This window comes from Rhizobium sp. CB2179 (genome assembly GCF_057653455.1).
Map to the genome: position 1 here is coordinate 617,352 of NZ_CM172781.1, position 17,536 is coordinate 634,887.

Consider the following 17,536-nt stretch of genomic DNA (forward strand, 5'->3'; position numbering starts at 1 on the left):
CTTGCTTTTCCTTGTTCCGCTTTATTCGATTAGATTGCGGCAAAACAAGTGCATTTCAGGAACCGAAGGTTTTTACCTTAGAGCATGATGCCGAAAAGTGTGAGCGGTTTTCGGATAACATCATGCTCCCACTGTTAAAGCATGGTGCCGAAAAGTGTGAGCGGTTTTCGGCGGAGATCCAGCTCTATTTCTCGATCCGATCCGGAGGATTCGGATCATCGGGATCCATTTAGCCCTCCGGCAAAGGCACGAATTCCTCTTCGTCGCCAGGAACGATATCGAAGCGGCCGGTGCGCCATTCCTCCTTGGCCTGTTCGATCCGCTCCTTCGAGGAGGAGACGAAATTCCACCAGATATAACGTTTCGAATTGAGCGCCGCCCCGCCAAACAGCATCAGGTGACAGCCATCGCGGCCGGCCTCCAGCGTGATCGCATCGCCCGGCCGGAAGACCAGCAGCTGGTCGGCGGCAAAACGATCGCCTGATATAACGACCTCGCCCGACAACACATAAACGGCGCGCTCCTCGTGGCCGGCGCCGAACGGAAATTTGGCGCCCGCCTGCAGGTCGAGATCGACATAGAGCGTGTCGGAGAAAACGCCGACCGGCGACGTCATGCCTTCGAACGAGCCGATGACCACGCGCCCGCGCACACCTGCCGTCTCGATCAGCGGCATGGCGGACTTTTCCGTATGGGCGAAGGCGGGGTCGATTTCCTCCTTGTCGTCGGGCAGAGCCAGCCAGGTCTGCAGCCCCGACATTAGCAGCGGATGGCCACGCAGATTGTCGGGCGTGCGCTCGGAATGCACGATGCCGCGGCCGGCCGTCATCAGGTTGATATCGCCGGGACGGATGACCTTTTCGGTGCCGAGGCTGTCGCGATGGCGGATCTCGCCGTCGAACAGATAGGTGACCGTCGACAGCCCGATATGCGGATGCGGCTTGACGTCGAGCGCCTCGTCGGGCTTCAGGATCGCCGGACCCATGCGATCGAAGAAGATGAACGGCCCGACCAGCCGCCGCTGCCGGCTGGGCAGCGCGCGGCGCACCTGGAAACCGCCGATATCGCTGGTGCGCGGGATGATCAGGTTCTCGATCGCATCGCAGGCGAAAGCATCGCCGGGCAGGGGGTCTTTACCGGGAAAGAAGGACATGGGGATCTCCGATCGCTGCAGTGCCGAGCGTCATTGACCACAGATAGCGCCTGGAGCGCCGCGCGTCCAATCGGACGCACAAAGGACGCTCCAGCACTGGAAAGTGCGCCGCGCGTCCAATCGGACGCGTAAAGGCGCTCCAGCACTTGAAAGCGCGCGGCGTGTCCAATCGGATGCGCGGCGGGGCTCAGATCGCGGTAAAACCGTTGTCGACGAAGAGATGGGCGCCGTTGACGAAGCTCGACTCGTCGCTGGCCAGATAAAGGGCGGCCCGCGCGACGTCTTCGGGCTCGCCGATCCGCCCCTGCTGGGCGGCAATGGCCGCATCCGAAACATCGACGCCGAGCGCCTGCAGGTCGGCCACCTCGCGCAAGCCATGCGGCGTGCGGATGAAGCCGGGGCAGACTGCGTTGCAGCGGATGTTGCGGTCGCGGAATTCCACCGCGATGGCGCGGGCAAACATATGCACGGCACCCTTGGTCGTGTCGTAAAGCACTTCCATCGGCGTGGCGGCGACCGCCGAGATCGACGAGGTGCAGACGATCGACCCGCCGCTGCTTGCAATCATCTTCGGCAGCACGGCCTTGGTCATCAAAAACATCGAGCGCACATTGACGGCGTGCAGCCAGTCCCATTCCTCGACGGTTGTTTCGAGAAACGGTTTGATGACGATCGTCCCGGCATGATTGAAGAGCACGGTCACCGCGCCGTAACGCGCCTCGACGCCTGCGACGGCGGCATTGACGGCGGATTCGTCCGAGACATCGGCCGTCCAGCAATCGGCCTCGCCGCCGGCATCGCGGATCTGCTTCACGGTCTCTGCGGCTGCATCGCCATTGCGGTCGATGATCGCAACACGCGCGCCTTCCGCCGCAAAAAGCTTCGAGGCGGCGCCGCCCATGCCGGTCGCGCCGCCCGAGATAATGGCGACCTTGCCCTTCAATCTGTCCGACATTTCCTTGTCCCCTCATCGTTTTGGATGGGATCATAGATCGGTCCGAAGCCGATAGCCAAGCATCTTCAAAAGGGAGTTTGCTGTCTCAGGCGCCGTCGAGCGGCTCGACGCCCTGCGGCTTGCCGGCGCGGTCGAGCCGGATCTTCTCGATGCGGTTCTCGGCGGCCGAAAGCAGGGTCTCGCAATGTTTCTTCAGCGCTTCACCGCGCTCATAGATCTCGATCGATTCATCCAGCGCCACATCGCCGCGTTCCAGCCGGGCGACGATGCTTTCGAGTTCGGCAACTGCCTTTTCGAAGGAAAGGCCGGACACCTCCGGCTTGGCGCTGTCAGTCATTCTCAACCCTTCATCATTCTCAGAATATGCATGCCCGCCGATTCGGCGAGTCCCTCGAGATCATAACCGCCTTCGAGCAGGCTGACGACCCGGTTCTTCGCGTACCGGTCCGCCAGTTCCAGCACGCGCCCGGTCGCCCAGTCGAAATCCTCGCCGGTCAGATTGATCTGCGCTAAGGGGTCGCGGTGATGCGCGTCGAAGCCGGCGGAGATGATGATGAGGTCCGGCCGAAAATCGTCAAGCGCGGGCAGCACGCGCGATTTGAACGCCTCGCGAAAATGGTCGCTGCCGACATTCGGCGACAGCGGCGCATTGACGATGGTGTTGTGCGTGCCCTTCTCATCCTTGGCGCCGGTGCCGGGATAGAGCGGCATCTGATGCGTCGAGCAGAACAGCACGGAAGGATCGTCCCAGAAGATATCCTGCGTGCCGTTGCCGTGGTGCACGTCCCAGTCGACGATGGCGATGCGCTCGGCGCCATGCGTTTTCTGCGCATGCCGGGCGGCGATCGCCGCATTGTTGAAGAAGCAGAAGCCCATCGCCGTCATCTTCTCGGCATGGTGCCCCGGCGGGCGGGCGGCGACGAAGACATTGTCGGCCCGGCCGGTAAAGACGTCGTCGACCGCCGCCATTGCCCCGCCAATGCCGGTCAGCGCCGCCTGCAGGCTTTTGCTGCTGGCATAGGTATCGGCTTCGATCTGGTTGATCTCACCCTCTTCCTCGGGGATCTCTCGCATGACGGCGATCAGATGTTCTTCGGGATGGGCCAGCAGCACCGCATCCTCATTCGCCTGCGGCGCCTGCCGGCGCTCCAGCCGCTCGAAATTCGGATGTTCCAGCGCGACATTGATGGCGCGGATCCTGTCCGATCTCTCCGGATGGCCGGCGGGCGTCACATGTTCCAGGAAGATCGGGTGTTCATAAAGACGGGTGCTCATGAAGACACTCTATCGGTCGCTTATGTCATGTGCCACAGCAGATGGGGCATCGCCTGACGATTTCAACAAGTGCTCTTGCCGCGCCCTCCGACAGTTGGCCTACTACACTGTTTCATTTGCGCCGTTTCCGTCGAGCCGGTCCATTGCAGCGGCGCGGCATCTTTTAAGGCGTGCAAAGGATACTGTAACACTTTGAACTATTGTGTAATTTTATCCTTAAGCCGGTTCCGGTATAAGAAATTATGCAGTAGTGTTGCTGTGGGGAACTCAGTAGGGCAGATCTGTTGATGAGTCAGTCGAAACGCCCGGATGTGGCGGAAATACGCGTGCCGTTTCGCGATGTCGATATGAACGGCCGGATGTTTCTGGCCTCCTATATTTCCTATGCCGAATCCGTCCTTGCGAGCTTCTGGTCGTCACGGCCCGATGTCGATGACGAACCGGTCTATAGCCCCAGCAAGGTTTCCTGCATGCTCCACCGTCCGCTGCACTATGACGAGCCGGCAACCTTCACCGCCACCATCGACAAGATCGGCATGCATTCCATCGGCTTCCTCATTTCGATCGACACCGGGGAGGAGCGTGCCGCCGAGGTCGAGATCATCTGGCAGGCCCGCACCCGCGAGGACCAGTCGCCGGCTTCGCTGCCGGAGGAAACGCGCGACTGGCTTTATCGCTTTTTGGATTAGGGCGTTATGCGGGCGGCGGGATGTGCTTTCTAAAATCGATTTCGCTGCCGAGGCCGTGCGAAATTATCTAGCAAATGACACGCCTTTTCCCGCGCGGACGCAGATAGGTGATACCGACGGCGTAGCCCAGTCATCGAAGTCACTTTTCTTCCGGGCAACGAGTATTTGACGAGTAATTCGTAGAAATACTTGGGGCGCCGGCAATGCTGGTTAACTGCACGGATATCTCTCTCCCCACTGCGTCAGAGAAACGGGACGTAATTGTCGAAATACGCTTTGAGCCGGCCATAAAAGATACGATCTGGGTTCGGGGGTCACCCATCTCGATCTGGCGCCGCATGACTAATGCAGCGAAGTCATCAAGTCCGCCACTCTGGAGCGTTAGTATCGAGGCGACTCTGTCCTCACAAACGAACAGACGGAGATTCGTGTCTCGAACAACCCGTTGGTGAGGTAGTTCAGATGATAGCGGCTGAAGGCTCCAACCGTTCGACTCGGCGTTCCGTCGAGCTTCGACAAATGAACTGTCCAATTCGAAGCCCTTGAGATCGTCAGTGGCTTTGGCGGCTCCAACGCTCATAAGCACCGTTCCCGCAAGGACACACATCAAGAGATTCCTCATTCCTATCCTCGCGGCTGCGGTGGTGATTAATTCGTCGTTCGAAAGGTTCTTCCAAAGGTTTGAGCTCCATGTCAATTGTTCCAACCAATCTTCGAGAGGAGCCGTTCGGTGAAGCGAATTTCAATACTCGCTACTGCCCTGTTACTTGTGTCCGTCAGCGCTGCTTGGAGCGATGATGAGCCTCCCCGTCCCTATCAAGGTCCTCTCTTCTTCAACGGCGAGGGTTACGTCAGCACGCGCTTTATAAGCGCAATCGCACCGCTAGGTGACGGTTCTCCCATCTATGCGGGTGCCAAGCCGGGGGGCGGAAAGGTACTCGCAGTGCTGCACTCAGAGCCTGGTCCAGGAGTTCGTGCCGTTCATGTCGTTCCGAATGAAGACATCGTGGTAGTGGTGATCGCGCCGAAGCGCACCGGTCTTATAGGATGGAAGGGCTGGATCAGATTTACGGTTGTGACCGAACGCTTTCCGGACGGAAACGAGGTCTCTCGGACGTTTCCAGCCTTCCTCGAGAAAGTCGACAGCAAGTAAGCCGATTTTGGAGTTGCTCCCGGTCTGATCTCTGAAGCGACTGGATGAGCCAGAATCCGCGCAAAGCTAAATAAGGGATCGTGCAGCGGTCTTAATCTCCGTCACGGACAGCAAATCAACGCGATCCTGCTTATGTCACGCGGTCCAATCATCTGGCCGCCATGCTCGCGACCAGATCGCTGAACCTCTCGCCCTGAATGCCGACATGCGTCCGCAGCAGCCGGCGGGCCTCGTCTCCATCTCCGGCAAAGATCGCATCGACGATGGCGCAATGTTCTGAGAAGGACGTCGACAGGCGGTTGCGCACGCGCAGCTGGAGGCGGCGATAAGGCCGCAGGCGGCGGTGCAATTGCACACATTGCTCCTCAAGGAAATCGCTTCGGCCGGCTGCATAGATGGCCTTATGGAATTCCTCATTGTCGTAATAATAGGCGTCGCTGTCGCCGGCCGCAGCTGATTGCTCGCAGCGGCTGTGGGTGGCCGTGATCGCTTCCCGGGAGGCCTTGTCCAGCCGTCGTGCGGCGAGCGATCCGGCCAGGCCCTCCAATTCGGCCATAACCTCGAACATTTCATAGACGCGGTGCGGCCCCGGATCGATGACGATGGCGCCTCTGCGCGGTCGAATTTCGATGAGGCCGATCGCATCAAGCTGCATCAGCGCCTCGCGCACCGGCGTGCGGGAGACACCGAAACGCGTCGCAAGCACCATTTCGTCGAGCCGCTCACCGGGGGAGAACTCGTTGGAAAGAATTGAGTTTTCAATCTCATCACGAAGCCATCGGCCGACATTCTCGGACATTCATCTCACTTCCTTCATACATAAACGTAATTCTTGTATACACGATCATTGATCTAGTGTACGAAGAATGGCATTCTATATACTACCGGTGAAACCCGACAATGGGAAGCAGCCGTCAAAGCAGCCCGCGAAACCAGCCGGCCCAACAGAAGAGACCAGCGAAGAGAGGAGAATGGCATGTCTGAGGCTTCCTTCTTCACCGACATGCTGCAGAGCATCACCGATCGCGGACGCCAGCTTCTGTTTTCCGGCTCGCGCGCCACGCAGGTCGCAGCCAAGGCCGATCTTCAGACACTCTGTGAAATGCTGCTATCGAGCCGGGGCGAAGCCTCGGGCATGGCGCTTGCCGCCGAGATCCTCGATCGCTGGGGGGCGCTCGAAAGCGAAGGCGCGCAGGCATTCCTCGATATGCTGCATGAAAAGTTCGGCCCCGACACGGCCAGGCTCGACCAGGCGATCGAAAACTACCGCACCGATAAAAGCTCTGCCGCGGTCATTGCTCTCCACCAGGCAGCCGAGCCGCGGCGACAGGAGCTTCTGCGCCGATTGAACCACGCGCCGAACGGCACCGCCAAGCTTGTCCGGATGCGTGAGCAGCTGCTGGCTTCCAAAGACCAATCCGAAGGTTATCACGCGCTTGACGCCGACTTCACGCATCTGTTCGGCTCCTGGTTCAATCGCGGCTTTCTGACGCTGCGGCCCATCGACTGGTCGACACCGGCCTACATCCTTGAAAAGATCATCAAATACGAAGCCGTGCACGAGATCGCCGGCTGGGAGGAGTTGCGCCGTCGTTTGGCGCCGGCCGACCGCCGATGCTTTGCCTTCTTCCACCCCCGGCTGGTTGACGAGCCGCTGGTGTTCGTCGAGGTGGCCCTCACACGATCGGTGCCGAGCGCGATCGGCGATGTGCTCGTCGAGGGCAGGGAGCAGATCAATGCCGACGAGGCGACGACGGCTGTCTTCTATTCGATCTCCAACTGCCAGGATGGCCTGCGCGGAATCTCGTTCGGCAACTTCCTGATTAAGCAGGTCGTGGAAGACCTGCGCAGAGACCTGCCCGGTCTGAAGAATTTCGTCACGCTGTCGCCCGTGCCGGGTTTTGCCCGTTGGCTTGCCAAGGCGCGCCCGGAAACGCTGACGGCGCTGGACGACCCGAACTGGCCCGACAACGAGAAGACGGCAGCCGAAGTGGAGCGCGTGTTGCTGCCGCTTGCAGCGCGCTATTTCCTGACCGAACGGACGCCGGAGGGCCGCCCCGTCGATCCTGTCGCCCGCTTCCATCTCGGCAACGGCGCTCGACTGGAAAGACTGAATTTTCTAGGCGACCGCTCGGCCAAGGCGATGCAGCAGGCCCATGGTCTGATGGTCAACTACCTCTACAAGCTCGACGATATCGTGGCCAACCACGAGGCCTTAGCGCAGCGCGGCGAAGTGATTGCCTCGCCTGCCGTCAAAAGCCTGCTCAGCCAGAACGAAGAAAGCCGCCGCGGCGGCAATGGCCAGCAAGGCTCCCGGCCATTCCAACAAATAGTGAACTCAACGCTTGGAGGAGGGCGAAAGTGAGCAACCATCTTTTCGACGCCATGCGGGCGGCTGCGCCCGGTGACGCACCGTTCATCCGGATCGATGACACCCGCACATGGACTTATGACGACGCCTTCGCTCTTTCCGGCCGCATCGCCAGCGCGATGGACGCGCTCGGCATTCGCCCCGGCGACCGGGTGGCGGTGCAAGTCGAGAAAAGCCCCGAGGCATTGATCCTCTATCTCGCCTGTCTTCGAACCGGCGCCGTCTACCTGCCGCTCAACACCGCCTATACGCTGGCCGAGCTCGATTATTTTATCGGCGATGCGGAGCCGCGTTTGGTGGTTGTTGCGCCGGCTGCCCGGGAAGGCGTGGAGACGATCGCCAAGCCCCACGGCGCGATCGTCGAAACGCTCGATGCCGATGGCAGCGGCTCGTTGCTGGATCTGGCACGCGACGAGCCGGCCGACTTTGTCGATGCCTCGCGCGCCGCCGATGATCTGGCTGCGATCCTCTACACGTCGGGAACGACCGGACGTTCCAAGGGGGCGATGCTCACCCATGGGAACCTGCTCTCGAACGCCCTGACCTTGCGGGATTATTGGCGCGTCACATCAGGCGACCGGCTGATCCATGCCTTGCCGATCTTCCACACGCACGGGCTGTTCGTCGCCACGAATGTCACGCTGCTCGCCGGCGCCTCGATGTTTCTGCTGTCGAAATTCGACGCCGGCGAGGTCGTTTCGCTGATGCCGCAGGCAACCATGCTGATGGGCGTGCCGACCTTCTACGTGCGCCTGCTGCAAAGTCCGCGCCTCGATGAACAAGCGGTCGCCAATATCCGCCTGTTCATTTCCGGTTCGGCTCCCCTGCTTGCCGAAACCCATACCGAGTTCCAGGCGCGCACCGGTCACGCCATTCTCGAGCGCTACGGCATGACGGAAACCAATATGAACACGTCGAACCCCTATGAGGGGAAACGCATTGCCGGAACGGTCGGTTTCCCGCTGCCTGATGTGACGGTGCGCGTCACCGATCCCGCCAGCGGGCTCGTGCTGCCGCCTGAAGAAACCGGCATGATCGAGATCAAGGGGCCGAACGTCTTCAAGGGTTATTGGCGCATGCCGGAAAAGACGGCGGCCGAATTTACCGCCGACGGTTTCTTCATCAGCGGCGATCTCGGCAAGATCGACCGGGACGGCTATGTCCACATCGTCGGCCGCGGCAAGGATCTTGTGATTTCCGGTGGATACAACATCTATCCGAAAGAGGTCGAAGGCGAGATCGACCAGATCGAGGGTGTGGTCGAGAGTGCTGTGATCGGCGTGCCGCATCCCGATTTCGGAGAAGGCGTAACGGCTGTCGTCGTGCGCAAACCCGGCGCTGTCCTCGATGAAAAGACCATCGTCAGCGCCCTCCAGCAACGTCTCGCCCGCTACAAACAACCCAAGCGCATCATCTTTGCCGAGGACCTGCCGCGCAACACGATGGGCAAGGTTCAGAAAAACATCCTGCGGCAGCAATACGCCGATCTTTATACCAGGAAGTAAGACGGCTGCGCCCTCTGGGAGGAGGGTGCGCCGACATCCAGCATCAATCTTGAACACAACAACTACGGCGCTGGAGGCGTCGGAGGGAGGGGAATCATGGGTATTGAACTACTGGCCATAGGCCTGCTGGTCGCCATGTTCATCATTGCGACGATCCAGCCAATCAACATGGGTGCGCTCGCCTTTGCCGGCGCCTTCGTGCTCGGCTCGATGGTCATCGGGATGAAAACCACCGACATTTTCGCCGGCTTTCCGAGTGACCTGTTCCTGACGCTCGTCGCCGTCACCTACCTCTTCGCCATAGCGCAGATCAACGGCACGATCGACTGGCTCGTCGAATGTGCCGTCCGTCTGGTGCGCGGGCGGATCGGCTTGATTCCCTGGGTGATGTTCCTGGTCGCCGCCATCATTACCGGTTTCGGTGCACTTGGGCCTGCTGCGGTCGCCATTCTCGCACCCGTCGCGTTGAGCTTTGCCGTGCAATACCGCATTCACCCGGTCATGATGGGTCTGATGGTGATCCACGGCGCGCAGGCGGGCGGATTTTCGCCGATCAGCATCTATGGCGGAATCACCAACCAGATCGTTGCGAAGGCCGGCCTGCCTTTCGCGCCGACCTCGCTGTTTCTCTCCAGCTTCTTCTTCAACCTGGCGATCGCGGTGCTGGTCTTCTTCATTTTCGGCGGCGCAAAGGTGATGAAGCAGGACGCCGCATCGCTTGGCCCCTTGCCCGAACTCCATCCCGAGGGCGTATCGGCGTCGATCAGAGGTCACGGCGGCACGCCGGCAAAACCGATCAGGGAGCATGCCTATGGCACGGCGGCCGATACCGCGACGACGTTGCGCCTGAACAATGAGAGAATTACCACTTTGATCGGCCTGACGGCGCTCGGTATCGGCGCCCTGGTTTTCAAGTTCAATGTCGGCCTCGTCGCCATGACCGTGGCTGTCGCACTGGCGCTCTTGTCACCGAAGACTCAGAAGGCAGCAATCGACAAGGTCAGCTGGTCGACCGTGCTGCTGATATCAGGCATCATCACCTATGTCGGCGTCATGGAGAAGGCCGGGACTGTCGACTACGTGGCGAACGGTATATCCAGTCTCGGTATGCCGCTGCTGGTGGCGCTGCTGCTTTGCTTTACCGGTGCCATCGTCTCGGCCTTTGCATCCTCGACCGCGCTGCTCGGCGCGATCATCCCGCTTGCCGTTCCATTCCTCCTGCAAGGACATGTCAGCGCCATCGGCGTGGTCGCGGCGATCGCGATCTCGACGACGATCGTCGATACCAGCCCATTCTCCACAAATGGCGCGCTTGTCGTCGCCAACGCGCCGGATGACAGGCGTGAGCAGGTGCTTCGACAGCTGCTGATCTATAGCGCCCTGATCGCGATCATCGGCCCGATCGTCGCCTGGTTTGTGTTCGTCGTGTCCGGGTTGGTGTGACGGCGGGCTGCGAGGAAGCATCGCTTTCCGCTGCAGGGTTCCGGATCGCTGCGGCCAACGCATCCGGATCGAAGAGTACGCTTGTCCGAAACGGCTCTTGATGCTAGGAAAATTGCATGGACAACACCCTGATCAGCACCTTTGTGATGATGATGCCGCGCTCATAAGCGTGGCGGGTTTCGTGCGTCCAGAATGCACCAGCGACCGCCCTCGAGGCGGTCTTTTCATGGGTCGATCCGTCTCGCGGGGCAAACAGCCTTCGAAAGGAAACGCCGATGAACACGATCTACATCACCACCTCGATCCCCTATGTGAATGCCGCACCGCATGTCGGCTTTGCCCTCGAACTGGTCCAGGCCGATGCCTATGCCCGCCATTTCCGGCTTCTCGGTCAGGACGTCCGCTTCCAGTGCGGAACCGATGACAACAGCCTGAAGAATGTCAGGTCGGCGGAAGCCGCGGGATTGCCCGTGAAGGACTTCGTGGACGCAAACGCCGACAGGTTCGAGCGCCTTGGCGGCCTGCTCGATATCTCCAACGAGGAATTCGTCCGCACGTCGCGCGATCCGAGGCACATCGCCTGCGTCCACGCCTTGTGGAGGGCATGCGCCGGACATGGCGACCTCTATCGCAAGGCCTATGAGGGCCTCTATTGCGTCGGTTGCGAGCAATTCTACGAGCCGTCGGAACTCGATGACGGGCGTTGCCCTGAACACGGCATTGCCCTTGAGACCATCCGCGAGGAGAACTGGTTCTTCCGTCTCTCCCGATACGGCGACCGGCTCATCGAGCTGGTCGAGACCGGCGAGCTTCGCATCGTCCCGGCCCATCGGCGCAACGAGGTCCTTGCCCTGTTGCGGCGCGGCCTGACCGACATCAGCGTGTCGCGCAGTGCGGAGCGGGCGCGAGGCTGGGGTGTTCCCGTGCCCGATGAAGATGAGGTCGTCTACGTCTGGTTCGATGCCCTGGCGAACTATCTCACCGGTCTCAGCCACGGGTCCGATGAAACCCTCTTGCCGCGCTATTGGAACGGCGGCCAACGCATCCATGTCGTCGGCAAGGGCATCTCCAAGTTCCACGCCATCTACTGGCCGGCCATCCTGTTATCCGCAGGCCTGCCGCCGCCATCGTCGATCCTCGTGCACGGCTACGTTACGGTGGATGGCAAGAAGATCGGCAAGTCGGCCGGCAACGGCATCGATCCGGAACGCATCATCCAATCCTACGCAACGCCGGACGCCCTGCGATATTACCTGCTCCGGCATATACGCTCGGCAGACGATGGCGACTTCTCGGCCGAGCGTCTGGAAGCCGCATGGTCGGGAGAACTTGCAGGACAGCTCGGAAATCTCGCCAACCGGGTGCTTGCGCTTCTGTCCACGTCGTTCGACGGGATCGTTCCGCCCGTGCCGGACAGCGCGTTCGTGGAGGAGGCTGCCCGCCTTCCGGCGAAGGTGGCTGAAGCGTTCGATGCCTACGAGCTCCATGTCGGCCTCGCCGATATTTTCGCATTCATCGGCGAGGCGAACAGGCGGTTTACACAACGCGCACCATGGGCGGATGCAAAAGCCCTGCTTGCCGATCTCACGCCGGAGGATCGGAAGGCGACCGCCGCCCGTCTCGGCTCCTCGTTGGCCGAGCAGGTCTACGGCCTTGCGATCATCGCCCGCTGCCTCCTGCCGTTCCTGCCAAGCTCGGCCGCAAAGCTACATTCCAGGCTGGGAATACCGTCTCCTCGCCTCTATCGGGACCCCTTGATCGTGACGGACGTCAAAGCCGCCCCACAAGCCGTGCTCTTTCCGCAAAGAGCGTCAGCTTAAAGGGGACCAGCCCGAGATCCTCTGCGCTGCAACTGAGGCAGCGCAGAGTTTTGACGTGATCCGGCATGTCATGAAAGTTTCATATTCGGGCTATTTCCGGGAGCGGGAAAATAATCTATTATTTTAGTCAGGAAACGAGATTTCCCGAAACAACGAAAGGATACTGATTGGAGACATTTTTTGTGGTTACCGTGCTCGTTGGAGGCTTCGCACTGATCTTTGCGCTGATCGCAAGGGCAGAAAGAGGCGCCACCACCCAGACCACCGCAAACACCAAGCGCAGGTGGGGAAATTCGGGAGGCGATGGAGGCGGAGGCTGGTTTGATGCCTCAGGCGACGGCGGCTGTGATGGCGGTGGCGGAGATGGTGGAGGAGGAGACTAAATCAAACTGAAATCGATAGAATGCCCGACCGCCTCAAGGCGGTTTTTTGTTGCCCGGATTTCGGGCGGGGCGAGATGCCGACCGGCTTCTGCGCCAGGCGCGCACCGACAGCAAGGAATAGCCGCTTACGCTGGCCGGCTGTGCGGCCCTATCAATCCAACGGCATTACAAAGGTGAAGCGCGTCTCCTTGTCATCGGAACTGACCGTGATCGTCCCGCCGTGGGCGCGGGCGATTTCCGAAGCGATGTGCAGACCCAGCCCCAATCCTCTTTGACTTGTGCCGGCTTCGCCTGTGAAGAAAGGCTGAAAAAGCCGTGTCATCGCGTCGCTGGAAATCGGAGCGCCGCCATTGGCGATCCAAAGCTCCAGTTTTCCGTCGACAGTTGCCGCCGAGAGCCGCACCGGTTCGTCCGGTGTGCCATGGGTCAGGGCATTTCCCAGAAGATTGGACACCAGCTGGCCGATCCGGCCGCTGTCGCAGTTTATCGGCCCATCGAATTCGATCGTCACCTCAATCCCGCGGTCGAGGTGACTGAAGCGAAGTTCTTCGATGACCTGCCGCAAGAGCGGCTCGAGATGCTCCGCCCGCCTCTCGAGCGTGATGCCGCCACCCAATCGTCCGCGCGCGAAGTCGAGGACGTTATCGATCAGGGCTGACATGCGAACGACGCTGCCCTGCATCAAATCGAGCACTTTAATCGCCCGATCGGTCTGCTTCTCTTTTCGCAGCATGCGCGCCGCGGCTGCAATCGAGGCAAGCGGGTTGCGCAGGTCGTGGCCGAGAACAGCAATGAATTCTTCCCGCAACTCGGCGGTTTGCTGTTCAAAGGCGAGTTTGGATTTGATCGTGGCGCCGGCAGCATCGGCGGCTGTGCGCGCATCGACCAGCTCCCGTTCATAGCGGCGACGCTCGGCAGCCTGGAACATCGTCACGCGGGTGAAAAGCAGGGCACCGTCTTCGGCACGTCTTTCCACGGCATTGGCGAGCACAGGCAGCTTTCTGCCGTCCACGGTCACAAGATCGAGGGCCACCTCGTTGAAAAACCCTTGAATGCGCAGCAAAGGCGCAAAATGGGTCTCGTAGAATATACGGCCCGACGTGTTGAGCAGGTCGTGAAGTCGTTTGCCGAGGAGTTGCTCGGCAGGGATGCCGATCCAGGTCGACAGCGTTCGGTTGACCTTGACGATGCGCCCGTCCGGCTGCAGCGAAAGATAGCCGCATGGCGCGTTTTCGTACAAGTCCTCGAGGTCCTCAGCCGGCATGAAGATCTGCGTATCGGCACCGGTCATCGGACGAACCGCCGGATTGCAGATACGACCTCGTCGGGAGCGCTGAGGTTAGGACAGTGGCCACTCGCATTCAGCACGACCAATTGGCTGTTTGGGACCTGCCGATGGACGAATTCGCCGACCTCTTCAGAGGCGATGATATCATCGCGGCATTGAAGGATCAGCGTTCTGGCGGTGACTTCAGGAAGGTCGCTGCGATTGTCCGACGTGAATGTCACCCGTGCAAATGCCTTGGCGATCTCAGGATCGGTGCGGCAGAAGCTATTAGTCAGCTCTTCGCCGAGTTCCGGTCGATCCGGATTGCCCATGATGGCGGGCGCCATGGCGGCAGACCACCCCATATGGTTGTCGTCCAACGATTCGAGAAGTTCGTCTATCTCAGCCGCGCTGAAGCCGCCGAAATAGTCATCGTCGTTGATATAGCGCGGCGACGGCCCGACAAGGATCAGACTTTCAAACAGTTCCGGCGCCTCCAATGACGCGATGACGCCGATCATCGCGCTGACCGAGTGCCCGACGAAGACAGTTTGCGTCAGGCCGAGCGCGCGGCAAATTTCGACGAGGTCAACTGCATAGCCCGCCAATGAAGAATATTTCCGGGCATCATAGGCCGTGAGATCGGATCGTCCTGCGCCGACATGATCGAACAGCACCGTCTTGAAGTCGGCCTCAAAAGCCGGCGCCACGAAGCGCCACATATTCTGGTCGCACCCGAATCCATGCGAAAAGATCATCGCACGCTGGCCATCGCCCCGGACTTGAACATGATTTCGATCGATGACGGTCATCTCGCCCTCTTCCCTGCTTTCATAACATGTTCCGCCTGTTTTGGATCGAGGAAAGATCAGCCCGGCAACGGTTCGATGGCTCTGTGCCGCGATTTTCCCGAGGCAGCCGCCCGGCCATTTGCGGCATGCCTAGTCCATCACTTTCCGGAGTTCGAAGAAGAATCGCCGAGGGTCGCCGCGCAGGCACATCATTCCGGCAATCCCGTCATCGTCAATCCTCCGAAAGTAGTCCACGATCGGCTGTTTGTCGTAGATCATCGCAGCCGTTTCGATGCCGTCGAGCGCCTGAAGCCGCAACGAAGCGGTCGTGCCTCTCGCTCGAAGTACCTTCTGCAGGTACGAGAACCCGTGGCGGGCGACGAGCGTCCGGCCAAGGGGCGCCATCTTGATCGCCAGCTCAACAGGGAGGAAATTTGGCTCGATCGCCACGAGCCGGCCCGGTCTCCAGTTGAAGAGCAGGGCGTCCGCCCGCATGTCGGAATGGAAGCGCTTGCCAAACCAGTTGAGATTTTCGAGCACGCCGTCCAGTGGATGGCCCGACTGAATACCGACGCCGCTCCAAAGGCCGACCATGTCCTTCGGCTGGACGGGCTCCAGCGAGCGGAACCAGGCAGCCATCTCCTCCTGGTCGCCTCGCATGGTTTCTCCTTCAACGACGTTCATTGTGGAAAATGAAAAGACGGTTTGGAAAGTTCCCGTTCATGCGGACCGGTCGGAAGCGCAACGGCCCCCGAAGGGGCCGTTGGGGTATTCGCCAGACAAGACCGGCCTATGCGTCAGGCGCGCGACGGCAGCAGGGGATAGCCGACCATGACGGCGCGGCCAAGCAGGGCTGCGACGAAAGCCTTGATCACATCGCCGGGAATGAAGGCCATCGAGCCGACGAAGGCTTTCGTGAAGCCGAGGCCGGCGACGGTGGCGAGATAGGTGATGCCGAAGGCGTAGAGCACGACGATGCCGCCGGCCATGGCGGTGAGGAAGAAGCTCACCGTCTGCACCAGGCCGGATTGCTGATGGTTGACCAGCCGTTCGCTGAGATAGCCGGTGACGAAGGCGGCAAAGATCCAGCCGATCAGGAAGCCGGCCGTCGGCGACGCGAAGATGGCAAGCCCGCCGCGGCCGCCGGAAAGCACCGGCAGGCCGATCGCCACCAGCACCAGCACGATCAGCACGGCAATCGCGCCACGCCGGGCGCCGAGCACGACGCCGGCCATCATCACGCCGAGGGATTGGGCGGTGATCGGCACCGGAATGAAGCCGAGCGAGATCGGCGGCAGCAGGCCAAGCGCCACGATGATCGCGGCAAAGAGGGCGGTAAGAACGAGGTCGCGAGTGCTCATCATGAATTCCGTATTTATCAATCGTTAACTCACATGCCGCCGAATGCCGCGCGCGTCAATCGCCGCGGCGATATTATCCGCATCCTTAAGGGTCAAGATGATCAACGGCGCAAGCAGCGTCGTCGGCCGGACCTTCAGCCCGCGTGCCTTATGCGCCTCGCGGATCGCCTGATAACGCCCGACGATCTCAGGCACAAAACGCAGCACCAGCCCGAGCGCCAGGCCGATATCGTCGGCCTGCACCCAGCCGGTGCGTTCGAGCGGGCGGGCAAGCGCCGTGACCTCGTCGATGAACTCGGTGATCGAGGTCGTCGCCGTCACGGTGGCGGCAAGCAGCATCAGCGCCGTCAGCCGCAGCAGGGGCACGAGCGCTTCCTGCCAGGGATTGAAGATGAGGTTGAAGAGTGCGACGACCGCGATCGTCAGGAAGACCGGCCGCAGCCGCCGGAGCCCATCCGCAAACGGCAGGCCGATCATCCGGTAGAGAACCGCCGTCAGCAGCACGGCGATCGACAGCAAGACGAGGTTCCCGCTGATGAACAGCACGACGCCGAAGACCGTTAGCGACAACAGCTTTACCCGCGGCGAAAGCCGGTGCATCACGCTGTTGCCTTCGACATAGAGCGATTGCATCAGGCGGCGATCTCCTTGTAGCGGGCGATCGCTTCGGCAGCCGGTGCATCGGCGGCAAGCCGCCCTTCATGAAACAGCAGCACTCGCTCGAAATCGGCGATCAGCTCCAGATCATGCGTGATGATGATGGCGCTTTCCGGGAGCCCGGCGATAATCCCTTCGACCAGCGCCCGGTTCTTGAGGTCGAGCTGGTTGGTCGGTTCGTCGAGGATCAGAATGCCGGGCCCCGTCGCCAGCACCGAGCAGAGCGCCGCCACCTGCAGCTCGCCGCCGGAAAGCTCGTGCGCGCGCCGATCGGCCAGCGCCTCGGCGCCGAAGCGGGCCAGCACGCCCTCGACCTTCGCCTCGATCTCCGCCTTGCTGAAGCCACGCCGCTTCAGCCCGAAGGCGATATCGTCTTTGACGATCGGCAGGATGATCTGGTTCTGCGGCGACTGGAAGATGAAGCCGACATCGGCCACCGCAGTCTTCTCGTCGCCCGTGTCGCGGCCGTTGACGGTGACGCGGCCGACCGATGGTTTGTTCAATCCGTTGATCAGCCGCGCAAACGTCGTCTTGCCCGAACCGTTCAGCCCGATGACGCCGATGCGTTTCCCACTGATGTCAAGCGTCAGCGGCTGCAGCGCCACTCGTGCCCCGAAACTGACCCCGGCGCCTTCGAAACGAATATCCAAACCAATCCCTCGCATTTTTCACCGGAGGAGATTGCCGATACCGGCCCCTCATCCGCCTGCCGG

At 60.8% G+C, this 17,536-nt stretch carries 17 protein-coding genes; 6 read left to right on the forward strand and 11 right to left on the reverse strand.

Annotated features, from left to right (window positions below; genetic code table 11):
- Window positions 1–229: 229 nt before the first annotated feature.
- From AC244Q_RS02945 to AC244Q_RS02960, 4 genes are all read right to left on the reverse strand, one after another.
- On the reverse strand, window positions 230–1,153 hold the full coding sequence (locus AC244Q_RS02945; RefSeq protein WP_017993137.1) for a pirin family protein: 924 nt from the start codon (window positions 1,151–1,153) through the stop codon (window positions 230–232).
- Window positions 1,154–1,340: 187 nt separating this feature from the next.
- Window positions 1,341–2,108 (reverse strand): SDR family NAD(P)-dependent oxidoreductase, encoded by a 768-nt coding sequence (locus AC244Q_RS02950; RefSeq protein WP_128408043.1) that lies wholly within the window; start codon window positions 2,106–2,108, stop codon window positions 1,341–1,343.
- Window positions 2,109–2,193: 85 nt separating this feature from the next.
- Window positions 2,194–2,445 carry an exodeoxyribonuclease VII small subunit gene (locus AC244Q_RS02955; RefSeq protein WP_003545921.1) on the reverse strand — a complete coding sequence of 84 codons (252 nt, stop codon included), beginning with the start codon at window positions 2,443–2,445 and terminating at the stop codon, window positions 2,194–2,196.
- A gap of 2 nt (window positions 2,446–2,447) precedes the next feature.
- Window positions 2,448–3,383 (reverse strand): histone deacetylase family protein, encoded by a 936-nt coding sequence (locus AC244Q_RS02960; RefSeq protein WP_128408042.1) that lies wholly within the window; start codon window positions 3,381–3,383, stop codon window positions 2,448–2,450.
- Window positions 3,384–3,670: 287 nt separating this feature from the next.
- On the opposite strand from AC244Q_RS02960, the gene AC244Q_RS02965 reads away from it, so the two are divergent.
- Together AC244Q_RS02965 and AC244Q_RS02970 are read left to right on the forward strand one after the other, a co-directional pair.
- Window positions 3,671–4,072, forward strand: coding sequence for an acyl-CoA thioesterase (locus AC244Q_RS02965; RefSeq protein WP_128408041.1), 402 nt, complete (start codon window positions 3,671–3,673; stop codon window positions 4,070–4,072).
- Between the two features lie 730 nt (window positions 4,073–4,802).
- Window positions 4,803–5,225, forward strand: a complete 423-nt coding sequence (locus AC244Q_RS02970; protein WP_128408040.1) for a hypothetical protein — start codon at window positions 4,803–4,805, stop codon at window positions 5,223–5,225.
- Window positions 5,226–5,373: 148 nt separating this feature from the next.
- Here AC244Q_RS02970 and AC244Q_RS02975 read toward each other — a convergent pair whose 3' ends face one another.
- Window positions 5,374–6,024: a GntR family transcriptional regulator gene (locus tag AC244Q_RS02975; RefSeq protein WP_128408039.1), complete on the reverse strand. Its 651-nt coding sequence runs from the start codon at window positions 6,022–6,024 to the stop codon at window positions 5,374–5,376.
- Between the two features lie 177 nt (window positions 6,025–6,201).
- Here AC244Q_RS02975 and AC244Q_RS02980 point away from each other — a divergent pair, with 177 nt between their 5' ends.
- From AC244Q_RS02980 to AC244Q_RS02995, 4 genes are all read left to right on the forward strand, one after another.
- On the forward strand, window positions 6,202–7,590 hold the full coding sequence (locus tag AC244Q_RS02980; RefSeq protein WP_128408038.1) for a malonyl-CoA decarboxylase: 1,389 nt from the start codon (window positions 6,202–6,204) through the stop codon (window positions 7,588–7,590).
- On the forward strand, window positions 7,587–9,101 hold the full coding sequence (locus AC244Q_RS02985) for a malonate--CoA ligase (protein ID WP_128408037.1): 1,515 nt from the start codon (window positions 7,587–7,589) through the stop codon (window positions 9,099–9,101). The genes AC244Q_RS02980 and AC244Q_RS02985 overlap by 4 nt, the downstream gene beginning before the upstream one ends.
- 96 nt (window positions 9,102–9,197) lie before the next feature.
- Window positions 9,198–10,544 carry an SLC13 family permease gene (locus AC244Q_RS02990; protein ID WP_128408036.1) on the forward strand — a complete coding sequence of 449 codons (1,347 nt, stop codon included), beginning with the start codon at window positions 9,198–9,200 and terminating at the stop codon, window positions 10,542–10,544.
- Between the two features lie 275 nt (window positions 10,545–10,819).
- Window positions 10,820–12,364: a methionine--tRNA ligase gene (locus AC244Q_RS02995; RefSeq protein ID WP_128408035.1), complete on the forward strand. Its 1,545-nt coding sequence runs from the start codon at window positions 10,820–10,822 to the stop codon at window positions 12,362–12,364.
- A 534-nt stretch (window positions 12,365–12,898) separates the two neighbouring features.
- On the opposite strand, the gene AC244Q_RS03000 is transcribed toward AC244Q_RS02995, so the two are convergent.
- The 6 genes from AC244Q_RS03000 to AC244Q_RS03025 all read right to left on the reverse strand — a co-directional run bounded on the left by AC244Q_RS03000 (window position 12,899) and on the right by AC244Q_RS03025 (window position 17,473).
- A complete protein-coding gene (locus AC244Q_RS03000; RefSeq protein ID WP_128408034.1) occupies window positions 12,899–14,038 on the reverse strand; it encodes a PAS domain-containing sensor histidine kinase in 1,140 nt (379 codons plus the stop codon).
- Window positions 14,035–14,826 carry an alpha/beta fold hydrolase gene (locus tag AC244Q_RS03005; protein WP_128408033.1) on the reverse strand — a complete coding sequence of 264 codons (792 nt, stop codon included), beginning with the start codon at window positions 14,824–14,826 and terminating at the stop codon, window positions 14,035–14,037. The genes AC244Q_RS03000 and AC244Q_RS03005 overlap by 4 nt, the downstream gene beginning before the upstream one ends.
- Window positions 14,827–14,955: 129 nt before the next feature.
- Window positions 14,956–15,489, reverse strand: coding sequence for a GXWXG domain-containing protein (locus tag AC244Q_RS03010; protein WP_017993153.1), 534 nt, complete (start codon window positions 15,487–15,489; stop codon window positions 14,956–14,958).
- 113 nt (window positions 15,490–15,602) lie between these two features.
- On the reverse strand, window positions 15,603–16,166 hold the full coding sequence (locus AC244Q_RS03015; RefSeq protein ID WP_012756299.1) for a biotin transporter BioY: 564 nt from the start codon (window positions 16,164–16,166) through the stop codon (window positions 15,603–15,605).
- A gap of 24 nt (window positions 16,167–16,190) precedes the next feature.
- Window positions 16,191–16,799, reverse strand: coding sequence for an energy-coupling factor transporter transmembrane component T family protein (locus tag AC244Q_RS03020; protein ID WP_017993154.1), 609 nt, complete (start codon window positions 16,797–16,799; stop codon window positions 16,191–16,193).
- Window positions 16,799–17,473 (reverse strand): energy-coupling factor ABC transporter ATP-binding protein, encoded by a 675-nt coding sequence (locus AC244Q_RS03025; protein ID WP_012756301.1) that lies wholly within the window; start codon window positions 17,471–17,473, stop codon window positions 16,799–16,801. Before AC244Q_RS03025 ends, AC244Q_RS03020 begins: the two co-directional genes overlap by 1 nt.
- Between the last annotated feature and the right edge of the window lie 63 nt (window positions 17,474–17,536).

Coding starts and splice junctions, on each gene's coding strand:
- AC244Q_RS03005 (WP_128408033.1), bottom strand. CDS start 14,826: ATGACCGTCATCGATCGAAATCATGTTCAAGTCCGGGGCGATGGCCAG.
- AC244Q_RS03020 (WP_017993154.1), bottom strand. CDS start 16,799: ATGCAATCGCTCTATGTCGAAGGCAACAGCGTGATGCACCGGCTTTCG.
- AC244Q_RS03000 (WP_128408034.1), bottom strand. CDS start 14,038: ATGACCGGTGCCGATACGCAGATCTTCATGCCGGCTGAGGACCTCGAG.
- AC244Q_RS02950 (WP_128408043.1), bottom strand. CDS start 2,108: ATGTCGGACAGATTGAAGGGCAAGGTCGCCATTATCTCGGGCGGCGCG.
- AC244Q_RS02990 (WP_128408036.1), top strand. CDS start 9,198: ATGGGTATTGAACTACTGGCCATAGGCCTGCTGGTCGCCATGTTCATC.
- AC244Q_RS02995 (WP_128408035.1), top strand. CDS start 10,820: ATGAACACGATCTACATCACCACCTCGATCCCCTATGTGAATGCCGCA.
- AC244Q_RS02945 (WP_017993137.1), bottom strand. CDS start 1,153: ATGTCCTTCTTTCCCGGTAAAGACCCCCTGCCCGGCGATGCTTTCGCC.
- AC244Q_RS03010 (WP_017993153.1), bottom strand. CDS start 15,489: ATGAACGTCGTTGAAGGAGAAACCATGCGAGGCGACCAGGAGGAGATG.
- AC244Q_RS02955 (WP_003545921.1), bottom strand. CDS start 2,445: ATGACTGACAGCGCCAAGCCGGAGGTGTCCGGCCTTTCCTTCGAAAAG.
- AC244Q_RS02960 (WP_128408042.1), bottom strand. CDS start 3,383: ATGAGCACCCGTCTTTATGAACACCCGATCTTCCTGGAACATGTGACG.
- AC244Q_RS03015 (WP_012756299.1), bottom strand. CDS start 16,166: ATGAGCACTCGCGACCTCGTTCTTACCGCCCTCTTTGCCGCGATCATC.
- AC244Q_RS02965 (WP_128408041.1), top strand. CDS start 3,671: ATGAGTCAGTCGAAACGCCCGGATGTGGCGGAAATACGCGTGCCGTTT.
- AC244Q_RS02975 (WP_128408039.1), bottom strand. CDS start 6,024: ATGTCCGAGAATGTCGGCCGATGGCTTCGTGATGAGATTGAAAACTCA.
- AC244Q_RS02980 (WP_128408038.1), top strand. CDS start 6,202: ATGTCTGAGGCTTCCTTCTTCACCGACATGCTGCAGAGCATCACCGAT.